Raw genomic sequence first — 20,084 nt, forward strand, 5'->3', positions numbered from 1 at the left:
GGGAAAACACGGAAAAGTGATGAGAAAAGGCACTCCTAGTGGTACATCCTCTCCAAACCGCATTTTTCATATGAATCACCATTAATAGTGTCTTTGTGATTTATCGAAATAACATATATAATTTGTATGCAATTGTATATAGCCGAATTTCAGGTGAAAACGGGGGAACCATAAGAAGTGATGAAAAGATGAGTATACGCCATAGGCGTTGTCTTTATTCATCAGGGGTGAATTTCGTTCTAGGAACGAATAGGGCAGCCTGCACAGTCCGAATCCGTCAGCTAACCTCGTAGGCTAATTTACTGCAGGAACCAAGGTTAGCATTGGTTTTCCAGTGCTTTTTTTGTTGGAATTCTTTAAATTTAGATAAGAGGGTGAGCGTAGTGGCTTCACAGTTTCGCAGGGTTTCTGAATCAAAGTTTCTGAAGCTCTCTCCGCCTCAGATTATGGTGCTTGGTTTTGCATCGATCATTCTGATTGGAGCCTTGCTGCTTATGCTTCCCATTTCAAGTACCAGCGGGAATGTTGTGAGTTTTATTGATGCGTTGTTTACTGCAACATCGGCCACCTGTGTGACAGGACTTGTGGTGCTGGACACCGGGACGACATTCACCATTTTTGGGAAAACCGTAATTATGGTGCTTATCCAGGTGGGCGGCTTAGGGTTTATGACAATGGCGACCTTATTTGCCATGATGATGAAACGCAAAATTTCCTTGCGGGACAGACTGATCCTTCAAGAAGCAATGAACCAAGGCTCTATGGAGGGGATTGTTCGACTGATCCGGAGAGTACTTATTTATTCCTTGGTCATAGAAGGCTGTGCAGCGGTGCTTCTGTCCTTACGCTGGGCGTTTGATATGCCACTGGGAAAGGCCATTTATTTTGGAATATTTCATGCGGTGTCTATGTTTAATAATGCTGGATTTGATATTTTCGGGGATTTCCGGAGTTTAACCGATTATGTATATGACCCGCTAGTGAACATTGTGGTGATGTTTCTGATTGTCTCTGGCGGTATTGGTTTTATTGTCATGTCGGATCTGGTGGAGTTTCGTGTCAAACGTAAATTATCTTTGCATAGCAAAGTTGTACTCTCCACCACTGCAGGGCTTATTCTTATCGGCGCTTTGGTTATTTTTATATTTGAATTTACGAATCAGCGCACACTGGGGAATTTAAATTTCGGCGGCAAAATATTATCGGCATTCTTTCAGTCCGTATCGCCCCGAACCGCTGGCGCCAACACGGTGGATATTGCCGGACTGCGGCAAGCCTCACAGTTCTTTATGGTTATTCTTATGTTTATTGGTGCATCACCGGGCTCAACGGGTGGCGGGGTCAAGACCACGACCTTTACCATTATGATTGGTGCAGTAATCGCGATGCTGCGCGGGCGTGAAGATGTTGTGCTGTTCCGTTATCGATTGGCGCAGGAGCGTATCTATAAAGCGTTGACGTTAACTTTACTGGCTTTACTATTGGTCCTTTCTGTATCAATGCTACTGTCCACAACAGAGGATAGTAATTTCTTAGCAATATTGTTTGAGACGACCTCAGCCTTTGCTACGGTGGGACTAAGTATGGGGCTTACACCTGAACTGTCTGTTATCGGCAAGATTCTGATTTGTCTGACGATGTTTGCGGGTCGCCTAGGTCCATTAACATTAGTGTATGCGCTAGGACCAAAACAGGGTAAACCATTGTATAAGCACCCAGAAGGTAAAATAATTATTGGATAGGAGTTAATCCGAAATGAAAGCACAGCAATTTGTAGTAATCGGCTTAGGCCGCTTCGGTTCAAGTCTTGCGCTTGAGCTGATGGAAATGGGCTACGAGGTGCTCGGCATCGATCACCAAGAGGAGCGCGTGGAGGATATGAGCGATCATCTGACGCATGCGGTAGTGGCTGATGCTACAGATGAAGGAATTATGCGCTCGCTCGGCGTACGGAACTTTGACTGTGGGATTGTAGCGATTGGCGACAATATGGAACGAAGTATTCTGGCGGCGATTTTGTTAAAAGAGATTGGAGTCAAGCAAGTAGTAGCCAAGGCGATCTCGATCCTTCATGGTCGTGCGTTGTCCAGGCTGGGCGTGGACCGGGTTATTTTTCCGGAGCGGGATATGGGCATTCGTGTGGCACATCAGCTCGTGACACCCAATTTGCTGGATTATATTGAACTGTCCAAGGATTATAAAATCGTCGAGCTAACCGTTCCGTCTTGCATGAACGGGAAAAGCTTGTCAGATTTAAATACAAGAGCGAGATATGGCTGCAGTATTGTTGCCCTGAACCGGGAAAGTGGAATTATAGTGGCTCCAACGGCACATGATCATTTGAGTGAGGGCGACGTTATGGTACTCATTGGTTCTAATGAAAGTATTGATCGATTTGAGGATGAAGTTGTAAACCAAGATTAAATAGATAAGCCCTCCGTCCTTTACATAGGACGGAGGGCTTTTTTTAATTATGGTTGCACTCGGAGGTATGTACTATTTCTCTCGTTCCGTCAGAAACATCTCTTCAGTGACCTGCACGAGGCTGCGGGCCGCTGTACTCAGGCTCCCATCGTCACGGTAAATCAGACAGGTAGTTCGCTGAGTCTGCTCCAGCTCCTTAATATGCAGAGAGACCAGCCCACCGCCGTTTAACAGCTGCGGACGCAGATAAGACTTGGGCAGTAACGCTGCCACATTGACTGTCGGAAGCAGCCGCACGATGGCTTCGAAGGAGTCAATCTCCATCCGAACGTCTGGATCAATTCCACAGCGCTGGAACAGATCGTCTGTTAGACGGCGGTACCAGGTACCTTTGGAGAACAGGATCATAGGCAGTCGGGAGAGATCATCCATGGTTAGCTTGGCAGATTGATTCAAAGGATGATGCTCAGAAACAACCAGTCGAAGTTGATCCTCAAACAGAGAAATACAGCGCAGTCCAGGTTCTTGAATAGAGGAAGCGATCAGACCTATATCTGACTTTCCTTCACTGACAGAGGAGACAATTTCATGTGTTCGGCCTGTGATTAGCTTCAGCTCCGCAGTTGGGTATTTCTCCATATATGCGTTAACTAGTGGAGGCAAAGTGGTCTGCAATGAGGTAAGTGATGCCCCTAAGGTGACGAGCTTAGGCTCGCCTTCTTTGTATTTAGACAAAGCCTCCAGAAATTTAGAGCGCTGCTGCCGTTGTTCAAGTGCGTAGGAATAAGTAAGACGCCCAACCTCGGTTAACTCCAGACGCTTGCCATAACGATTAAATAGCGCGACACCCAGCCGTTCTTCCAGCTTGGAGATTTTACGAGATAGGGCGGGTTGGGACAGATTGAGCTGGCGGGAGGCCCGATTCAAGCTGGAGTGCTCCACAACCGCTGCAAAAACATCTAAATCGTCAAACATATTTATGTTCCTCTCGTAGTGCAATATATAAACAGTAGTGACGAAATTCATAGCCATGAAGACAATACTTCTTGCTCCATAAGGGAATAAAAGATTTGTCGGAAAATGTTGTTTCTCTAAATGAGAATTATTATCATATAAAATCTATTCTTATGCGTTTATTGTATAACGTTTAATAATTAGATTGCAATTCCCTTATAAGGGAAAAAGGAGTAACATGAAAAGTGACACAAGATATTCACAATTTGTGAAAAAGAAAACAAAGTCCGGGAAACCAAGGATAGCGGTAAATATAGACGTTTTGTCATGACATAGTCTACGTTATCCTGTGTCAAATGTAGTTCCGGCGGTGAATACACAATAATGAAAACGCTGTTTTAATCGGAAAGGGGTTACTTTGTATGAAAGGATTTTATTCCAGAAAGATTCATTCCTTGCTAGGCGTTATCCCGCTTGGAGCTTTCTTCATTGAGCACATGATGACGAATTTTGCGGCTGTAGAGGGTGGCGCTTCCGGTTTCACTGACAGCGTGATATGGCTGAATAGCCTGCCGCTTGTCTTCTTCCTGGAATTGTTCGGTATATGGCTTCCTCTGCTGTACCATGGCGTATACGGACTGTATATTGCGTATCAATCCAAGCCGAACTTGAACCGTTTCAACATTGAAAGAAACTGGCGTTATACGCTGCAACGCATTACAGGAATTATTACCTTTATCTTCATAGTTTGGCATTTGTTCCAAACCCGGGTTCAGGTGGCAGTCGGTAGTGTGGAGCATGAAGAGCTGGGCGGTCTGATGCATGATATCGTGACTCAACCACTGATGTTGACACTGTACATTATTGGTATCGTTGCAGCATGCTTTCACTTCTCAAACGGCCTATGGTCTTTCTTGATCAGCTGGGGAATCACGGTAGGACCTCGTTCACAGCGGGTATCCTCTTACCTTTGTCTCGGTATATTTGTTCTTGTAACGTTTATGTTCCTCATTTCGCTAGTCACTTTCCGTGATGCTGAATTTCAAAGTGCAGCTTCTATAGCTCAGTCCATAAAGACTTTCATCTAAGTAATTGCCCTCTCAGGACTACATTCCAGAATCCTTTCTGATATTTTCGATAAAGGGAGTGAACTATCATGGCAACAGCAAATATCATTATTGTGGGCGGCGGTCTGGCCGGCCTGATGGCTACCATCAAGGCAGCGGAGTCCGGTGCACATGTTCATTTATTCTCATTAGTTCCTGTAAAAAGATCACACTCCGTTTGTGCGCAAGGCGGCATCAACGGTGCAGTAAATACGAAAGGGGAGGGCGACTCCCCTTGGGAGCATTTCGACGATACCGTTTACGGCGGTGACTTCCTGGCGAATCAGCCACCGGTCAAGGCGATGTGTGAAGCAGCACCGGGTATCATCCACCTTATGGACCGGATGGGCGTAATGTTCAACCGCACACCTGAGGGATTACTCGACTTCCGTCGTTTCGGCGGAACGAAGCGTCACCGTACGGCATTTGCTGGCGCAACGACAGGCCAACAGCTGCTGTACGCGCTGGATGAGCAGGTGCGCCGCTGGGAGTCCGAAGGTCTTGTAACGAAACGTGAGAACTGGGAGTTCCTCTCGGCCATCATCGACGACGAAGGTGTATGCCGCGGCATAAGTGCCCAGAATCTCAAAACGATGGAGATTGAGACTTTTCCTGCAGACGCTGTTATATTGGCTAGCGGCGGGCCTGGTATTATTTTTGGTAAAACAACGAACTCCGTAATTAATACGGGCACAGCAGCAAGTGCGGTGTACCAACAGGGCGTACACTATGCCAACGGAGAATTTATACAGATTCACCCAACGGCTATTCCAGGAGATGACAAGCTCCGCCTAATGTCGGAATCGGCACGTGGCGAGGGTGGTCGTATCTGGACTTATAAAGACGGAAAGCCGTGGTATTTCCTTGAAGAGAAATATCCAGCCTACGGTAACTTGGTGCCGCGCGATATTGCTACACGTGAAATTTTTAATGTGTGTGTGGATCAAGGGCTGGGCATTAACGGTGAGAACATGGTGTATTTGGACCTCTCTCACAAGGACCCGAAAGAGCTGGACGTGAAGCTTGGCGGGATTATTGAAATTTACGAAAAATTCATGGGGGATGACCCTCGTAAAATACCGATGAAAATCTTCCCGGCTGTGCACTATTCCATGGGTGGTATGTGGGTTGATTACAACCAAATGACAAACATTCCTGGTCTGTTTGCGGCAGGCGAATGTGAATATCAATATCATGGAGCGAATCGCCTAGGCGCTAACTCTCTGGTATCTGCCATTTACGGTGGTATGGTTGCTGGACCAAAGGCTGTTGAATACATCAAAGGTCTGAAGAAATCGTCACAAGATATCTCTTCTTCTGTATATGATAACTTCCACAAAAAGCAGACGGACAAATATGAGTCTCTGCTAGCGATGTCAGGTACAGAGAATGCTTATGTGATTCACAAGGAACTGGGCGAATGGATGACCGCCAATATGACGGTTGTACGGCACAATCCGAAGCTGGAAGCGACCATTGGCAAAATCAAAGAGCTTAAAGAACGCTATCGCAATATCAATATGAACGATACGTCACGCTGGAATAACCAAGGTGTGGCATTCACCCGTCAGCTGTGGAACATGCTGGAGCTGTCCGAAGCGATGACACTGGGAGCGCTTATGCGCAATGAGAGCCGCGGCGCTCATTACAAGCCGGAATTCCCGGATCGTAATGATGAGGAATTCTTGAAGACCACGAAAGCAGCTTGGACTGCAGACGGCCCGCAAATCTCTTACGACGAAGTCGATGTCTCACTGATCCCTCCACGGGTCCGTGATTATTCGAAGGATTAATATTTCCCAGCAGTGAAACAGCTTGCGAGGCAAGCTTCATGAAATAAAATTAGGCAATTTGAGGAGGGAACCATTATGGCGGAAACTGCTACAGCTCCCAAAAACGTAAAGTTTATCATCACCCGCCAGGACGATCCACAAAGCTCATCTTATGTTGAGGAATTTGAGCTCCCTTATCGTCCGGGTATGAATGTAATTAGTGCTTTGATGGAAATTCAGCGTAACCCTGTGAATGCCAAAGGTGACAGCACCGTTCCGGTATGCTGGGATTCCAACTGTCTAGAAGAAGTATGCGGAGCTTGCTCGATGGTGATCAACGGCAAACCTCGCCAAGCCTGCGCAGCGCTTATAGACAATCTGGAACAACCTGTACGCATTGAGCCAATGAAGACATTTCCGGTGGTGCGTGACTTAGTGATTGACCGTACTCGGATGTTCAACGCACTGAAACGAGTAAAGGCCTGGATTCCAATCGATGGTACGTATGACCTTGGGCCGGGACCACGTATGCCGGAGAAGAAACGGCAGTGGGCTTATGAATTATCTAAGTGTATGACTTGCGGCGTATGCTTGGAAGCTTGTCCGAATGTCAACGAGAAGACGGATTTCATCGGACCCGCAGCCATCTCTCAAGTACGCCTGTTCAATGCTCATCCTACGGGTGAAATGAATGCGGATGAAAGATTGGACGCATTGATGGAAGATGGCGGTATTGACGGTTGTGGTAACTCACAGAACTGTGTGCGCGCTTGTCCAAAAGGTATTCCTCTTACCACCTCCATTGCAGAAATTAATAAGCAGACGACAAAACATATGTTCAAACGCTGGTTAGGTGTGTAATAAGTAGTGCCGCCAGATCTTTAATCTTGAGCTATCCTGAGTGGTGGATTTTTATTCGCTGAGGATAGCTTTTTTGTTTATAATTGGTAGAGAATAGGAAATTCGTCTAGCTCAGAAGAATGAATAGCATATGCTATAATATCCATTGTTAACGTACGTTAGGTATGGAACAACAGGGAGGAATAATCGTGATTTGTCGGGAGCATGATGGAGCAATTGTAATGGTTAAACAGCATGATCACGGGAAGTTAGCTGGAGAGCTTGCCATTTGGTTCAAGGAAGAGCATGTGCCAGAAGAAGGACGTCGGGATGAGGTGCTTTGGGCGGTAGCTGAACATGACCGGGGCTGGATTGATCTGGATGAGACGCCCTTTTGGAACGATGCGGAGCACGCGCCTTACACCTTTATTGATTTTCCTGTAGTGCCGAAGCTGACCTTTTATAAGCGAGGACTTGATGAGATCGAGGAGCGGACAGCCTATGGAGCGCTCCTGTGCAGCTTGCATTTTGAACGACTCATTAAGATTTCGGGACTGGATAATCCAGAGCTGAAATTGTATCAAGCGCATGAAGAGGAACGTAGATCCCGTATTCACCGAGCGCTGGAAGTATCCAAACCGATTGGTGAGGATGAGCTGTATTATGATGCTCGTCTTTTAGAATTTTGCGATGACTTATCTCTATATTTGGCTTTAAATGAACCGGGTAGTCCGAAATCTGAGGAGCATCCATGGTGGCGTGAAGGATTCTCTGGCAGTGAAGATTTCAGTTTTACGTCAGGTCGTACGATAACCGTGGAGTGGAAAGATAAGTCAACGTTAGTGCTGGATCCTTTCCCCTTCAAGAAGACGGTGGAAGTAGCCTTTATGCTGAAACGAGTCCAACGATCAGAAATTGCTAATAGAGGCATCGCACCCGCATACCGTGATACGCCAGAGGAAGAATGTAGAATTGTACTGACGGCTCTAAACGAAAGCTGAAGGGAAGGAGAAACTCCGTATGAAGATACAATCGTCTGGGGCTTCTCCCAATAAGAAAAATAATCATTCAGGTAAAGGCACCCACTCTAGCGCCTCTGGACGTCGATCTAAGAGCAAGACAACAATGACCCGCCGGCAATTCCTGGTTCGAGGTGCGGCTACTGTAATCGGCGCAGGCTTGCTCACAAGTGGTTACGCTTGGCAAGGGGAGCCCAACTGGATTCAGGTAACTAAGCTGAAGTTGTCCTTCAAAGATATTCCCTCTGCTTTTTCAGGCATGAAGGTTGTCCATTTCAGTGATACTCACCTTGGGTTTAATAAGGATGCCCGTGATCTGGCTCGACTTGCAGAACGTATCGCTAAGGAGGAACCGGATCTTATATGCTTTACAGGCGACATCGTGGACAGCAACCCTGAGGATCTTGTAGATGCCATACCTGTATTGGCAGAGCTGAATGCTCCACTAGGAAAATATGCGGTGCTAGGCAACCATGATTTCAAGAATACGAAGCGAATTATCGAGTTGTTTACATCTGCTGGGTTCCGGGTGCTAAGGAATGAATCTTATCTTCTAAAAAGAGGAGGAGCAGTTATGGCTGTGACCGGACTGGATGATCTGCTTCATGGCGAGCCTGACCCTGTGAAGGCACTCAAGGGTGTGCCTGCAGGAACCTTTACCGTTCTGATGATGCATGAACCGGATTATGCTGATATAGCACAGGCTCATTCCTTTCACCTACAGCTATCCGGGCACAGCCATGGAGGACAGATTCGCCTGCCGTTTGTAGGTGCGCCATTCACCCCTTATGGGTCTCAAAAGTACATAAATGGATTGTATTATACAGATACCAAGCGCATGCCAGTGTATGTGAATAGAGGTTTTGGCGAAACAGTCATGCCTTTTCGTTTTCTATGTAGGCCTGAATTAACGGTGCTGACATTGCACCATTCATCGGATGAATAGGCTGATATTTTAGCTGCATGGAGGAGGAGAGAGTATGAGCACTTATGAGGTAGTATCGTTCCAGACGCAACAAGGTATGGCGGTTGACCTTAGGATGATTCCGCCCGAGGATGCTTGTCATTTGCAGCAACTGCTCTCCTATCCAGAAGTGCAGGCACATATTCAAATACGCACCGGAGCTGGATCAGACCTTGCTCAGGTGGAGAAGCTGGTGAACCGGATGTTATTCGCATTCGATCCTTGTGCGTTACATGCGGGTATCTATTTGAAGGAGCAGCAGAAGTTGATCGGTATTGTTGCTTTACAGCATTGGAACCGCCGTGAGGGCAAGGCCACTTTAGGATATATGCTAGACCCGGCGTACTGGGGAGGCGGATTGGCGACAGAGGCGGTTGGCTTATTTTTAAATTACAGTGTTCATACGCTTGGAATCACACGGATCGAAGGGCGCTGCCGAGGAGATAATATTCGATCCGAACGTGTGATGCTTAAGAACGGCATGATGCTGGAGCGGGTGATGCCCAGAGTAGGCTCCTTGGACGATGTAATGAAAGTATTCACATTGTTACACAAATGAAATAATGCCGTTATGAAACTCTAACAGTGTCCGGTTAAACTAAGTACATGACCCCCTTTTAAAAATATACTGCTTTGGGACCCGATGATTCGGGTCCATTTTTTTTGTCAGGACCTGATCCGATCGTTTATGATTAACAAACAGTCGAATGAATTGAGAAGGAGGCGTAACATCTTGAATGATGTAATACAGACGTTAATGAATCACCGTTCTTTCCGGCAGTATTCTGATCTACAAGTGGAGCCGGATAAGCTAAAGATAATGATCGAATCCGCCCAAGCAGCGCCCTCATGGGTTCATGGACAGCAGGTCTCCATTATAGCTATCAAGGATCCTGCGCGTAAGCAGCAGCTTTCGGTCTTGTGCGGCAATCAGAAGCATGTAGCAGCAGCCCCCGTCTTTCTGGTGTTCTGCATGGACTTCTATAGAGCGAAATTAGCAAGTAAAGTGGAAGGCAAGTCTTTTGAAGCGGTAAAAGATGTAGATGCTCTGCTCGTTGGAGCTACAGATGTCGGTATCTCAGTGGCTAACGCGATTGCAGCGGCAGAATCCATGGGACTCGGGATCATCCCTATTGGGGGTGTCCGGCGCAATACAGCAGGCGTTATTGATCTATTGAAGCTGCCGGAGTACGTATTCCCTATCGTCGGGCTCTGTGTCGGTTATCCAGCCGAAGAGACCGCACAGAAGCCGCGGCTGCCGCTGGAAGCGGTGTTTCATGAGGAACAATACAATCCAGATGTGGAAGGCCTCCTGGAGGCGTATAATCAAACCCACCGTGAATATATGCAGCAGCAGGGATTAACGGAGAGAGATTGGACGAGCACGATTGCTCATTTTTACGATATCAACCCGGAATATGGGGATGCGAAGCGCACCCTGAAGCAGCAAGGGTTTACTTGCGATAACCTATAAATAAACGAAAATGCACCAAGCGGAGATTGGTTTAACGGAGGGTAACCCCACCCCTAAACCAATAACGCTTGGTGCATTTGTTCAAAATATAAGAAATCTTTACAGTGAAACTTTAATTTTCTCGCGCTGCTTGTAATAAACCCAATGTGTAAAACCTATCGCTTTCAGCTGTGCAGCTACCGCATCTCGGTCTTCTGCGACTCGGGACGGCTTATGCGCATCCGAACCGAAAGTAACCTCAACGCCAAAATGATGTGCACGCTCCAGTATATCTTCTGATGGATACCAACCGCCAACCAGCTTGGTTCCGCCTGAGGTATTAATTTCGATCGCCACGCCGCATTCACTAATTACTTGCAGACAGTCATCAATTGGCTTTGGAGCAGGAATTTCTGAAAAAGCAGGATAATTTCCCTTCATCGCATCAATGTGTCCGAGAATTTGAAACATGCCACTGCGGGCGGAATCAGCAATCAATCGATAATAATCAGACTTCACACGAATCTGTTCATTTTTGCTAAGCCTTTTCCAGCGACCCTTGTTAAAGATACTGACGCCACCAACACTATGTACCGATCCAATCACATAATCAAAAGGGTAGGCGGATAATGTTTTGCGGTAAAGCTCGGCATGCTCAGGGAAGTAGTCTGATTCAATACCTAGCAGAACGTCGATTACACCTTCGTATTCTTTTTTGAGGGAGAGGACTTCCTCAACATAGTTTGAGAATTCGGACTTACCCATAGCAATTAGAGGAAAAGCTTGCTCGGATGGGCTTCCGAAATATGGGGTGTGGTCTGAAATGCCTATTACCCCTAAACCTGCTGAAATTCCGGCTTCGATATAATCTCTAATCGTTCCATCGGCATGGCCACAGCGAAAATGATGTGTATGCAGGTCAAATTTCATCAAGATCAACTCCTTTAAACAAGGTTATGCAATTAGCTCAGAAGTATCGATTCCACTTTTGGGTGTTTTTTATTCAGACCCAATAAATTGTGTCTCCGGCATACCTTTGAGATCGCTGAGAAACTGTCTCATGGCTGAGTTCACGTATTTTCCAGACTTCGTTATGACGCCAACAGGATGCGTGACTTCCAATTCAATAATAGGCACAATTTTGAGGGAACCGGCTCGCACCTCAGCGGTCACTGACTGCTTGGAAATAATGGCTGCACCTAAATCGAGTTCTACCATCCGTTTCACTTCCTCGCTGCTGGTCAGTTCCATAATTACCTGTGGCTCTATGCCATGCTTGGAGAATACCTCGTCAGCAAATTTACGGCCCACTGTATCCGGTGAGAGCAGAATTAGCGGGGTTTTGTTTAGGGCTTCTATACCCGCAGTCTTAACTTGAGCCAGGGGGTGTCTAGGTGAGACCACCAACTCGAATGTATCATAATAAAGAATGGAAGTAGTCATACTCGGACTACGTCCGATCAAATAGCCAATGCCGACATCGACAATGCCATTCTCGACATGTTGATAAATTTGAGACGAGGACATAGAGGAAATAGATGTTTTGATATGAGGGAACTGGTCTTTAAAATAGGACAAAATACGCGGTAAAATTTGAATGGCGATAGAGGTAGTAGTGCCGAGAATAATATGTCCTTGGGGATTATCTTCAAGGTCCGCAAGTCTCTGTTTAAGCTCCTCGACAATCGTCACAATTTGTTCCGCATGCTCCAGAAATACAGTTCCTCGATCGGTTAACGTAACAGGCTGGTTCCGGTCAACCAGCTGTGTTTTGAACTCTTCTTCAAGGCTCTTGATTTGTGCTGAAACCGCTGGTTGGGTCAAGTTAAGCAGTTCTCCGGCCTTGCGAAAGCTCATCGTTTTGGAGATCGTTATTAGTGTCTCCAGCTGGCTGATGTTCATGGAATACCTCCTTTGGACAAGCAAATATAAAAGTGATGGGGTGAAATATTACGTTCCATGTTGGCATTTGATTTAAATTATAGGAGATAATACCCGACAGAGCAATGTTGCAACATAAACAAACTTGGGTTCGAATTCGACATGTACATTAATTTTTGCTGAATTGTGCCGATATATAAAGTATAATAAATCCATATTACTTGGGACTTTTGGTATATGACTAAAGCACGATAAAGGGGGAGACAGGACTTTCATGAAAGCAGAAGTAATTAATCCGTTTTTAGAATCTGCACGGACAGTTATAGAACAAGTGATTCAGGTCTCGCCTTCCACTGGGAATTTAGGCATCAAAGAAATTGAATTGATCGATAATCATATATGGATTCAAGTGGGAATGACAGGCCAGCTGAGCGGAAATATTATATTTGGTATCGCAGAGCAGGTAGCCTTGCGAATGGTATCGATTATGATGGGTGGCTATGTGATTACAGAGATGGATGAGATGGGTCAGAGTGCAATTTCAGAGCTGGGCAATATGATCAGTGGAAATGCTAGTACGATTCTATATAATCAGGGGGTCTCAGTGGATATAAGTCCTCCCCAAATTATGAAGCTTGAGAGCATGTCCTTTTTGCCTCGCAGAGCACTTAGTATTCCATTGTTGATGGATGGGGTTGGAGAGATGGATATTCAGGTGATGATCTCTTAGGCAAGAGTTAGGAGCTGAAATACTTTTTATGGTACTTAAAGATAAGGTTGTTGTGATTACAGGAGCATCCAGCGGTATTGGTGCATTAACCGCACAAATGCTTAGTAAGCAAGGTGCGATTCCAATCCTTTTGGCACGTTCCGAAGCGAAGTTGAAAGAAACAGCGGCCGGTATTCCGGGCGTTTTTGGACTGTATACATGCGATGTAACAGATGCCGACGGTGTACAAGAGACCTTTGCTCAAATTTTGGCGACTTACGGCAGAATTGATATTTTGCTAAATAATGCTGGGTACGGTAAATTCGCCGCTTTTACAGAGATGGAGCCTCATGAGTTTGATGATATGATGGATGTTAACTATATGGGGATTGTTCGCTGTACGAAGGCTGTTGTTCCACATATGTTAGAGCGGGGAAGTGGCCAGATCGTAAATGTGGCTTCTATGGCAGGGAAGATCGGTACAGCCAAATCGGTAGCCTATACAGCCACCAAGCATGCTGTTCTCGGATTCACGAATGCACTCCGTCAGGAGCTGCGGAAGAGCGGAATCATCGTTTCGGCTGTGAACCCTGGTCCCATTGCCACTGATTTTTTCAAAACGGCTGACCCTTCCGGCAATTATGAAAAGAGCGTAGCTCGGATGATGATGACACCAGAACATGTCTCTTCCAAGATCGTAAAGGTCATGGAAACTGGCAAAGAAGAGATTGATCTTCCGGGTCTGGCAGGGTTTGGTATTCGGCTTTATGGTCTGTTTCCTCGCCTGGCGGACAAGCTTACTTATAATGCGATGAACAGAAAATAGAGCCTGCCGTCAGCATTATTGGCCTTCCATTTGGTGGAGAGGCCTTTTTGGCATATAATGAAGATATTATCTCAAGCGAAAAGGATGAATTACACTTATGAATAAAGCTTCTTTTGCGGCTATCGGCATTCAGGAAGACCTAGTTGCCCGATTGTCGGAATTCGGTATTAACGCTCCATCCCCTGTACAAGAGCAGACGATTCCACTTCTGCTGGAGGGAAGAGATGTTATTGCTGCTTCCCAGACTGGAACGGGTAAAACCTTGGCCTATCTGTTGCCTCTGCTTCAAACGATCAATCCGGAGCAGAAGGTGGTCCAAAAGCTGGTGCTCGCCCCTACACAGGAGCTGGCGATGCAAATCTTACGTGAGGCGGAACGTTATGGCGAACACCGTGGGATTCGAGTAATGGGTCTTATTGGCGGGGCAGCCATCAAACGCCAGATTGACAAACTGCGTGAGCATCCACAGCTTGTTGTGGGAACTCCTGGCCGGATTCGCGAATTGATTGGTCTTCGCAAGTTAAAGATGCATGAAGTCAGCACAATTGTTCTAGATGAAGCGGACCAAATGTTTCAGCTAAGCGGGGCCGGAGAGGTAACTAAAATTGTTAGCAGCGCACTGCGTTCACGCCAGCTCGTTATGCTGTCTGCAACCATTGGTCCGGAGACGAAAGCCTTGGCAAATCGTGAAATGAAGAACCCGGCAGAGGTTGGAATTGCTCCTGGTGTCATGACAGCAGAGAGTTTAGAGCATCACTACGTTGTTACTGAAGAACGCAACAAAATAGACATGCTGCGTCGGGTCATCCGTCATTACAATCCAGATAAGGCGATTGTGTTCGTGAATGCGACTGATGATATTGCAGAGGTAGAGGCTAAGCTAAACCATCTTGGACTGACCGCAGCCGCACTTTACGGTGATGCTGATAAAGTAACGCGCAGTAATGTACTGTCACGTTTCCGTGAAGGGAAGTTCCGTGTGCTTGTTGCCAGTGATGTAGCTGCCAGAGGACTGGATATTGAGAATTTGTCACTGGTAGTTAGCTTCGATCCTGCCTTTGATTCCGAGCATTATGTACACCGTGCGGGTCGTACGGGTCGGATGGGAAAACGCGGATTATCCGTAACGATTGTGACAGAGCAGCAAACCTTTATTATGCGTAAATTTGCGCGTGAACTGGATATTGCCCTTGAAGAGCGGGAAATGGTCGGTGGCAAGGTGCTAGCAGCAGATGAAGCGCGCAACGCTTTGAATAGTGGACGGGGACGAAATGAGAGCAGCGGACAACGCCGCGATGCTTCTTCTCCGCGCAGCAGTAAGCCACAGGCGCGAACATCTGGGAATGCGGGAACTCAGCCGTCTACAACCAGCACAGAGCAGCAACCTGTTAAAAGACTGGCAACGATCCAGACAAATGAGGCAAGCGTAGAATCACAGCGCGATTCTCAGCGCAGTGTGAACCCTTCTGCAGGCGCGCGTGGAGGTGCTACTCCTGCACGAAGCAAACGCAGCAGCAATGCGGAACGTGAGAAGAACCGTAAGAATAAAGGAGCACCAAAGTGGTTGAAAGACAAAACTCCGAGAGGTGACGGTCAATGAATAATTCTCCCGTATTGCAAATTACGGGCCTCAGTGGTGGATACAGCCTGAATAAGCCGGTGCTGCATGATATTGCACTTCAGGTGCAGCCTGGCGAAATGGTTGGTTTAATTGGTTTAAATGGAGCAGGAAAAAGTACGACCATGAAGCATATTCTAGGGTTGATGTCGCCCCATAAGGGCGATATCACAGTAAAGGGCAAGACTCGTGCTGAAGATCCCATCGGATATCACAATGCTTTGAGTTTTGTACCTGAATCGCCTCTTCTGTATGATGAAATGACAGTACGTGAGCATGTTGAATTTACAGCAAGAGCGTATGGGGTAGAACAAAGTGACTACGAAACTCGCACCTTACATCTAGCCAAGCTGTTCCATATGGAAGATAAGATGGACACGTTGTCGACTCATCTATCCAAAGGGATGAAGCAGAAGGTTATGATCATGTGCGCTTTCGTGGCACGCCCTGCGTTATATGTGATCGATGAGCCCTTTTTAGGACTGGATCCGCTCGGGATTCGCTCTCTGCTTGATTTCATGATGGATCTGAAAAAATCAGGTTCCTCTATTCTGCTTAGCTCTCATATTCTTTCTACCATTGAGAATTATTGCGACCGCTTTATTGTACTGCATAGAGGTAAGGTGATTGCTCAGGGAACGCTGGCAGAAATTGCGGCAACCACTGGACTACAGGGGCTGACTTTGGAGCAGCTGTTCTACGAGCTGGTTCAGGGAGGGAAATAATATGGATTTGAAAGAGCTGCGGCGCACGCGGCGAGGTCGATTCATGGGAAGTATGCTTCCTTATGTGGGATATATCATTCAAAGCGGCGTAGCTATGGTCTTCCTCTTTGTGTTGATTGTCTTCTCTGCTTGGTATACATCGTTGTTACAGAATGTGCCTGAAGGCATTCCCATCCGCTGGATTATGCTTGCAATACTGCTGCCTGCAGCAGTAAATAGCAGCTTCCGCACTTATTTGCAGACTCCGGATACGATCTTTCTATTGCCTCAAGGACATCGAATGAAGGAATATTTCGCACCTTCGTGGGTGAGTGGTAACGTATGGAAGATTGTTCGATTGTTATTTGTACTCATTACCCTTTGGCCGTTGTACATACGTACAGATGACTCGCCTAAGCGGCTGTTATTTACAATATTGATTCTGATTGCTGTGAAGCTAATCGCGAGTTACGGCTTATGGAAAGAGATAGCTATGTTGTCGCGTCCGATGGCAGGCATATTTACTTTCTTACGCTGGGCAGTAGGAGGATTAATTATTGCCGCTTGGTTGTGGCAGCCTGCCGGTAGAAGCCTGATATTTATGGCGCTATTAGCAGCAGCCTATCTTGTTGCACTATCCGTACCTGGACGCCACGCCGTACCTTGGGAAAGACTAATCGCCATGGAAAAAAATCAAGGTGGACGCGCCCTGATGGTTCTGGGTTGGTTCGTGGATGTACCGGGCCGTGAGCAACGGGTATATCCTCGTCGTTATCTTTCCAAATGGGGGGCTCGGCTGCCTTGGCGTAAGGAGACGGCTTACCGCTATCTGCTGACCAAAAGCTTCGCCCGAGGAGATATCTTCGGAATCATAATGCGGATTTCGGTGCTGGCTTTGCTGCTGAATTGGTTGAATCATGACAGCTACTTCGGTACCGCCATCTATTTGTTCTTCCTGTTCATTATTGGTGTACAATTGTCGGCACTCCGCAAATTGCACAGTGAGTCTTTTTGGCTGACAGTGTATCCCTTTCCTGAAGGCAGTAAGGCGGATAACACAACGCAATTCGTATTCCGCGCGCATCTGGTAGTGGCACTGATTCTTGGTTTACCTTTCTTAGCCTCTATAGGCGACCGCCTACTACCAGTGATTGGTACATTTGCAGCAGGGATTCTGGTATCCTTTCTGTTTAAGGGATACTTGTCCCGCAAAGCGGCACGGATGGTTGACGAGGATTTGTAAGGAATGCATTCACAATAAAAAAGGCTTTCTCAAAAGTAGAGGATTCTACGGATGAGGGAGCCTTTTTTTGTGTGGGGAATGAGGTGTACCACTGGAAAAGGGAAAGAGCGCAAGGCTCTCTCCCGAGACAGTCATCTCTAGTTAGACAAAGAGTGAACGGCTGATGATTACCAGCAGGATAAAGAGAACCAGAATGGCGCCAGTGCTTGTGAATCCGCCGCCACAACAACCGTTAAATCCGCCTCTTACTTCTTCGCTCATGTTCATTCCCCTTTCGGTGTGTGTTGTACTTGAGTACATCGTATTGTATGTGCGGAGAGAGAAGCATGTATAGGCCAATGCCGGAGGAGTCCAGAAAAAAATCAGCCCCGTAGAAACGGAGCTGATTGTAAGGAATATGAAAGATTTGTTAAGCTTTTTCCAGATCACGAACGCCTGCGTATACAAGATCGAACAGATCTTCGAGCTGTTCTTCTTCGATACAAGAGAAAGCAATCCGCAGATCTGTTTCACCGAGAGCGATAGTGCCCAGTCCGTAATTATGAATCAGGTGAAGCCGCAGAGCTTCAGCCGAAACAGTATGCAGCTTCAGACACATGAAATAGCCGGAGTTAAAAGGATAATACGTCCATACATCATCGCCGTATTTGCCGCTATCGAGCAGTGATTTTACTTTATTCGCACGGCCCTTCATGATTTGGAACTTCTCTTCCTTCTGTTCTTCGAATTGTGGAGATTTCAGTGCATCCAATACGAAGGTCTGTGATGGGTGTGCACCGCTGGAAATAGTGGCGCGAATGATGCCTAATGTTTTTTGCTCCAATGCAGCCAGCAAATCCTTATCTTCCGAGGCATAAGTGATGAAGCCAACCCGGAAGCCCCAGACGAACTCTTCTTTGGTTGCACCGTCAATTTTGATTGGAAGCACACGTGGGTGCAGATGAGCAAGCTTACCGAATAATGATTCCTTTAGTGAGTCTTCAAAGAACAGTCCGAAGTAGGCATCATCACTTACGACAACTACGTTAATGCCTTCCTCAGCCGCACGAAGGATAGCTGCGACGATTTCATCGCCTTCCTTAATCCCTGGAGTATATCCTGTAGGATTGTTAGGGAAGTTCAGCAGAACGATCGCTTTTCCGCGTTCTTTTTGAGCCAGTAGTGCTTCTTCAAGACCCGCACTGTTAAAGGTCATTTCTTCTGTAAAAAGCGGATAGTTAACGGTCTCCCCATGGCGGCGAATTCCGAAGGTTAGTTCATAGTTTTCCCAGTTCTTATCTGGGTAGATGATAGCGTCACCTGGCTCAGCGAAGAGGTCAGCGACAATGCTAAGCCCATGAGTCAGTGCGTTGGTTACAACAGGATTGCTGATGGTTTTACCTTCTAGCGATGGATTTTCGCGCAGCATCTTTTCACGCCATACAGTACGCAGCTCTGGTTTACCTGCTGGAGGAGCGTAACTATACAGATCCTTAGGGCTGTAAGCGGAAAGTTTATCCTGAATGACGCCGAGGTGCATAGGTACACCGCCTTCGGTAGCAATACCGATGGTTGCGTTGTATTTCTTGGCGTGAGCTCCTGCTTCAGCAGATTGACTCAGGATACCCTCCTTAGGGAAGTAAATTTCTTTGCCAAGCGTAGAGAGCATATCATATACATGTTCATTTCCTGCTTTGATACTTTCGTTTAATTGTCCAGCTAGTGGATTCATCAGTTTCATCCTTCCAGGGTTCTTTGGGGATACATACTGTTAACATTGCCTAACATTATATCACCGCCACTTGCAACCGTCACTTGGAAAGATACGTTTTTTTAAAATTTAAGGAAGTTTAAGTTTTACACTATACGTAGCGCTTATTTTGAACGAGAAACTGGTTTATCCTTATCTATTATTCGGAGTGGTAGGGGCAGTATTTTTTCATCATTTCAATGGTTTCTTCATCACGTGGATGATTTCTTTCAGATAGGCCGGAAATGACCCCGGAACGTCCTTCTTCTTTTAGATTCTGCCCAAACTTAAACTTCGCCGTGATCTCATCTGGGGTAATGCGCACTACCGCGACACCCTTTAGACGGGGACGGTATTTAAGGTCCTCAGCATCTATCTGATTATAGCCGCCCTCGGGCTGGAGTTTTTTCATAAATAAGGAGAGTACGATGGCTTTTTCGCTAATGTCTTCGACGGGCTCGGCTATGCCATAGGCGGTAACACTTTTAAAATATGCGGTTGCTGGGCAGGCCATCTCTGGATCGCTAAAATAAGACGGAATCAGTGCATACTCATCCGCTACGGTAAAGCACACCTTCTGCTGATTGCGGATCGCCTTCATTTTGCCACCAGCATGACTACCGTGGAAATAGAAACAACCATCTGTATATACAAAATTCAGCGGTGTCACCCGCGGTAGCCCCTGTTCATCGCTTGTACCGAGAAAACCGAAGCTCATTCCGTCTAGAAAAGAGATCAATTCTTCCTCCTGATCTACTTGAAATTCTTTTCTGCGCATAGGGATCACGTCCTTTTTCTTAATAGTGTAGAGCATTTGCTCCGATGTAGATGTTCTTTCAAGA

At 46.5% G+C, this 20,084-nt stretch carries 20 protein-coding genes and 1 riboswitch; of the genes, 14 read left to right on the plus strand and 6 right to left on the minus strand.

Going from position 1 to position 20,084, the window contains the following annotated elements; genetic code table 11:
* The first annotated feature begins 130 nt into the window (after nucleotides 1-130).
* A riboswitch (cyclic di-AMP (ydaO/yuaA leader) is annotated at nucleotides 131-312 on the plus strand.
* Between the two features lie 134 nt (nucleotides 313-446).
* Both ACWNM1_RS24070 and ACWNM1_RS24075 read left to right on the plus strand, forming a co-directional pair.
* A complete protein-coding gene (locus tag ACWNM1_RS24070) occupies nucleotides 447-1,742 on the plus strand; it encodes a TrkH family potassium uptake protein (RefSeq protein WP_449602940.1) in 1,296 nt (431 codons plus the stop codon).
* Between the two features lie 13 nt (nucleotides 1,743-1,755).
* A complete protein-coding gene (locus ACWNM1_RS24075) occupies nucleotides 1,756-2,424 on the plus strand; it encodes a potassium channel family protein (RefSeq protein ID WP_449602924.1) in 669 nt (222 codons plus the stop codon).
* 72 nt (nucleotides 2,425-2,496) lie between these two features.
* On the opposite strand, the gene ACWNM1_RS24080 is transcribed toward ACWNM1_RS24075, so the two are convergent.
* Nucleotides 2,497-3,399 carry a LysR family transcriptional regulator gene (locus ACWNM1_RS24080; RefSeq protein ID WP_149644994.1) on the minus strand — a complete coding sequence of 301 codons (903 nt, stop codon included), beginning with the start codon at nucleotides 3,397-3,399 and terminating at the stop codon, nucleotides 2,497-2,499.
* A gap of 401 nt (nucleotides 3,400-3,800) precedes the next feature.
* Between ACWNM1_RS24080 and ACWNM1_RS24085 the strand changes: the two genes are divergently transcribed.
* From ACWNM1_RS24085 to ACWNM1_RS24115, 7 genes are all read left to right on the plus strand, one after another.
* Entirely contained in the window at nucleotides 3,801-4,466 is a 666-nt protein-coding gene (locus ACWNM1_RS24085) for a succinate dehydrogenase cytochrome b558 subunit (protein WP_449602925.1), read from the plus strand.
* 68 nt (nucleotides 4,467-4,534) lie between these two features.
* A complete protein-coding gene (gene sdhA / locus ACWNM1_RS24090; protein ID WP_449602926.1) occupies nucleotides 4,535-6,277 on the plus strand; it encodes a succinate dehydrogenase flavoprotein subunit in 1,743 nt (580 codons plus the stop codon).
* 75 nt (nucleotides 6,278-6,352) lie between these two features.
* On the plus strand, nucleotides 6,353-7,117 hold the full coding sequence (gene sdhB, locus ACWNM1_RS24095) for a succinate dehydrogenase iron-sulfur subunit (RefSeq protein WP_042130877.1): 765 nt from the start codon (nucleotides 6,353-6,355) through the stop codon (nucleotides 7,115-7,117).
* A 188-nt stretch (nucleotides 7,118-7,305) separates the two neighbouring features.
* Nucleotides 7,306-8,097 (plus strand): DUF3891 family protein, encoded by a 792-nt coding sequence (locus tag ACWNM1_RS24100; RefSeq protein ID WP_449602927.1) that lies wholly within the window; start codon nucleotides 7,306-7,308, stop codon nucleotides 8,095-8,097.
* A gap of 19 nt (nucleotides 8,098-8,116) precedes the next feature.
* Nucleotides 8,117-9,061 carry a metallophosphoesterase gene (locus ACWNM1_RS24105; protein WP_449602928.1) on the plus strand — a complete coding sequence of 315 codons (945 nt, stop codon included), beginning with the start codon at nucleotides 8,117-8,119 and terminating at the stop codon, nucleotides 9,059-9,061.
* Between the two features lie 34 nt (nucleotides 9,062-9,095).
* Complete coding sequence (locus ACWNM1_RS24110; RefSeq protein ID WP_449602929.1) at nucleotides 9,096-9,638, plus strand: GNAT family N-acetyltransferase; 543 nt, start codon at nucleotides 9,096-9,098, stop codon at nucleotides 9,636-9,638.
* Nucleotides 9,639-9,812: 174 nt separating this feature from the next.
* The gene (locus ACWNM1_RS24115) at nucleotides 9,813-10,553 is read left to right on the plus strand and encodes an NADPH-dependent oxidoreductase (RefSeq protein WP_042191544.1); all 741 of its coding nucleotides are present in this window, start codon (nucleotides 9,813-9,815) and stop codon (nucleotides 10,551-10,553) included.
* 99 nt (nucleotides 10,554-10,652) lie between these two features.
* On the opposite strand, the gene ACWNM1_RS24120 is transcribed toward ACWNM1_RS24115, so the two are convergent.
* Together ACWNM1_RS24120 and ACWNM1_RS24125 are read right to left on the minus strand one after the other, a co-directional pair.
* Nucleotides 10,653-11,462: a histidinol-phosphatase gene (locus tag ACWNM1_RS24120; protein ID WP_449602930.1), complete on the minus strand. Its 810-nt coding sequence runs from the start codon at nucleotides 11,460-11,462 to the stop codon at nucleotides 10,653-10,655.
* Between the two features lie 69 nt (nucleotides 11,463-11,531).
* Nucleotides 11,532-12,434 (minus strand): LysR family transcriptional regulator, encoded by a 903-nt coding sequence (locus ACWNM1_RS24125; protein ID WP_042191539.1) that lies wholly within the window; start codon nucleotides 12,432-12,434, stop codon nucleotides 11,532-11,534.
* Nucleotides 12,435-12,687: 253 nt separating this feature from the next.
* Between ACWNM1_RS24125 and ACWNM1_RS24130 the strand changes: the two genes are divergently transcribed.
* From ACWNM1_RS24130 to ACWNM1_RS24150, 5 genes are all read left to right on the plus strand, one after another.
* Nucleotides 12,688-13,143 carry a chemotaxis protein CheX gene (locus ACWNM1_RS24130; protein WP_042130872.1) on the plus strand — a complete coding sequence of 152 codons (456 nt, stop codon included), beginning with the start codon at nucleotides 12,688-12,690 and terminating at the stop codon, nucleotides 13,141-13,143.
* Nucleotides 13,144-13,171: 28 nt separating this feature from the next.
* Complete coding sequence (locus tag ACWNM1_RS24135; protein WP_076300333.1) at nucleotides 13,172-13,948, plus strand: SDR family NAD(P)-dependent oxidoreductase; 777 nt, start codon at nucleotides 13,172-13,174, stop codon at nucleotides 13,946-13,948.
* A 97-nt stretch (nucleotides 13,949-14,045) separates the two neighbouring features.
* Nucleotides 14,046-15,548, plus strand: a complete 1,503-nt coding sequence (locus ACWNM1_RS24140; RefSeq protein ID WP_449602931.1) for a DEAD/DEAH box helicase — start codon at nucleotides 14,046-14,048, stop codon at nucleotides 15,546-15,548.
* Complete coding sequence (locus ACWNM1_RS24145) at nucleotides 15,545-16,291, plus strand: ABC transporter ATP-binding protein (RefSeq protein ID WP_076285232.1); 747 nt, start codon at nucleotides 15,545-15,547, stop codon at nucleotides 16,289-16,291. The genes ACWNM1_RS24140 and ACWNM1_RS24145 overlap by 4 nt, the downstream gene beginning before the upstream one ends.
* Before the next feature lies 1 nt (nucleotide 16,292).
* The gene (locus tag ACWNM1_RS24150) at nucleotides 16,293-17,513 is read left to right on the plus strand and encodes an ABC transporter permease (RefSeq protein ID WP_449602932.1); all 1,221 of its coding nucleotides are present in this window, start codon (nucleotides 16,293-16,295) and stop codon (nucleotides 17,511-17,513) included.
* Nucleotides 17,514-17,654: 141 nt separating this feature from the next.
* On the opposite strand, the gene ACWNM1_RS24155 is transcribed toward ACWNM1_RS24150, so the two are convergent.
* From ACWNM1_RS24155 to ACWNM1_RS24165, 3 genes are all read right to left on the minus strand, one after another.
* On the minus strand, nucleotides 17,655-17,774 hold the full coding sequence (locus tag ACWNM1_RS24155) for a YjcZ family sporulation protein (RefSeq protein ID WP_212567871.1): 120 nt from the start codon (nucleotides 17,772-17,774) through the stop codon (nucleotides 17,655-17,657).
* A 148-nt stretch (nucleotides 17,775-17,922) separates the two neighbouring features.
* Complete coding sequence (locus tag ACWNM1_RS24160) at nucleotides 17,923-19,224, minus strand: aminotransferase class I/II-fold pyridoxal phosphate-dependent enzyme (RefSeq protein ID WP_449602933.1); 1,302 nt, start codon at nucleotides 19,222-19,224, stop codon at nucleotides 17,923-17,925.
* Nucleotides 19,225-19,402: 178 nt separating this feature from the next.
* Nucleotides 19,403-20,020 carry a pyridoxamine 5'-phosphate oxidase family protein gene (locus tag ACWNM1_RS24165; RefSeq protein ID WP_449602934.1) on the minus strand — a complete coding sequence of 206 codons (618 nt, stop codon included), beginning with the start codon at nucleotides 20,018-20,020 and terminating at the stop codon, nucleotides 19,403-19,405.
* Nucleotides 20,021-20,084 lie beyond the last annotated feature (64 nt).

Source organism: Paenibacillus sp. Marseille-Q9583, assembly GCF_976954365.1.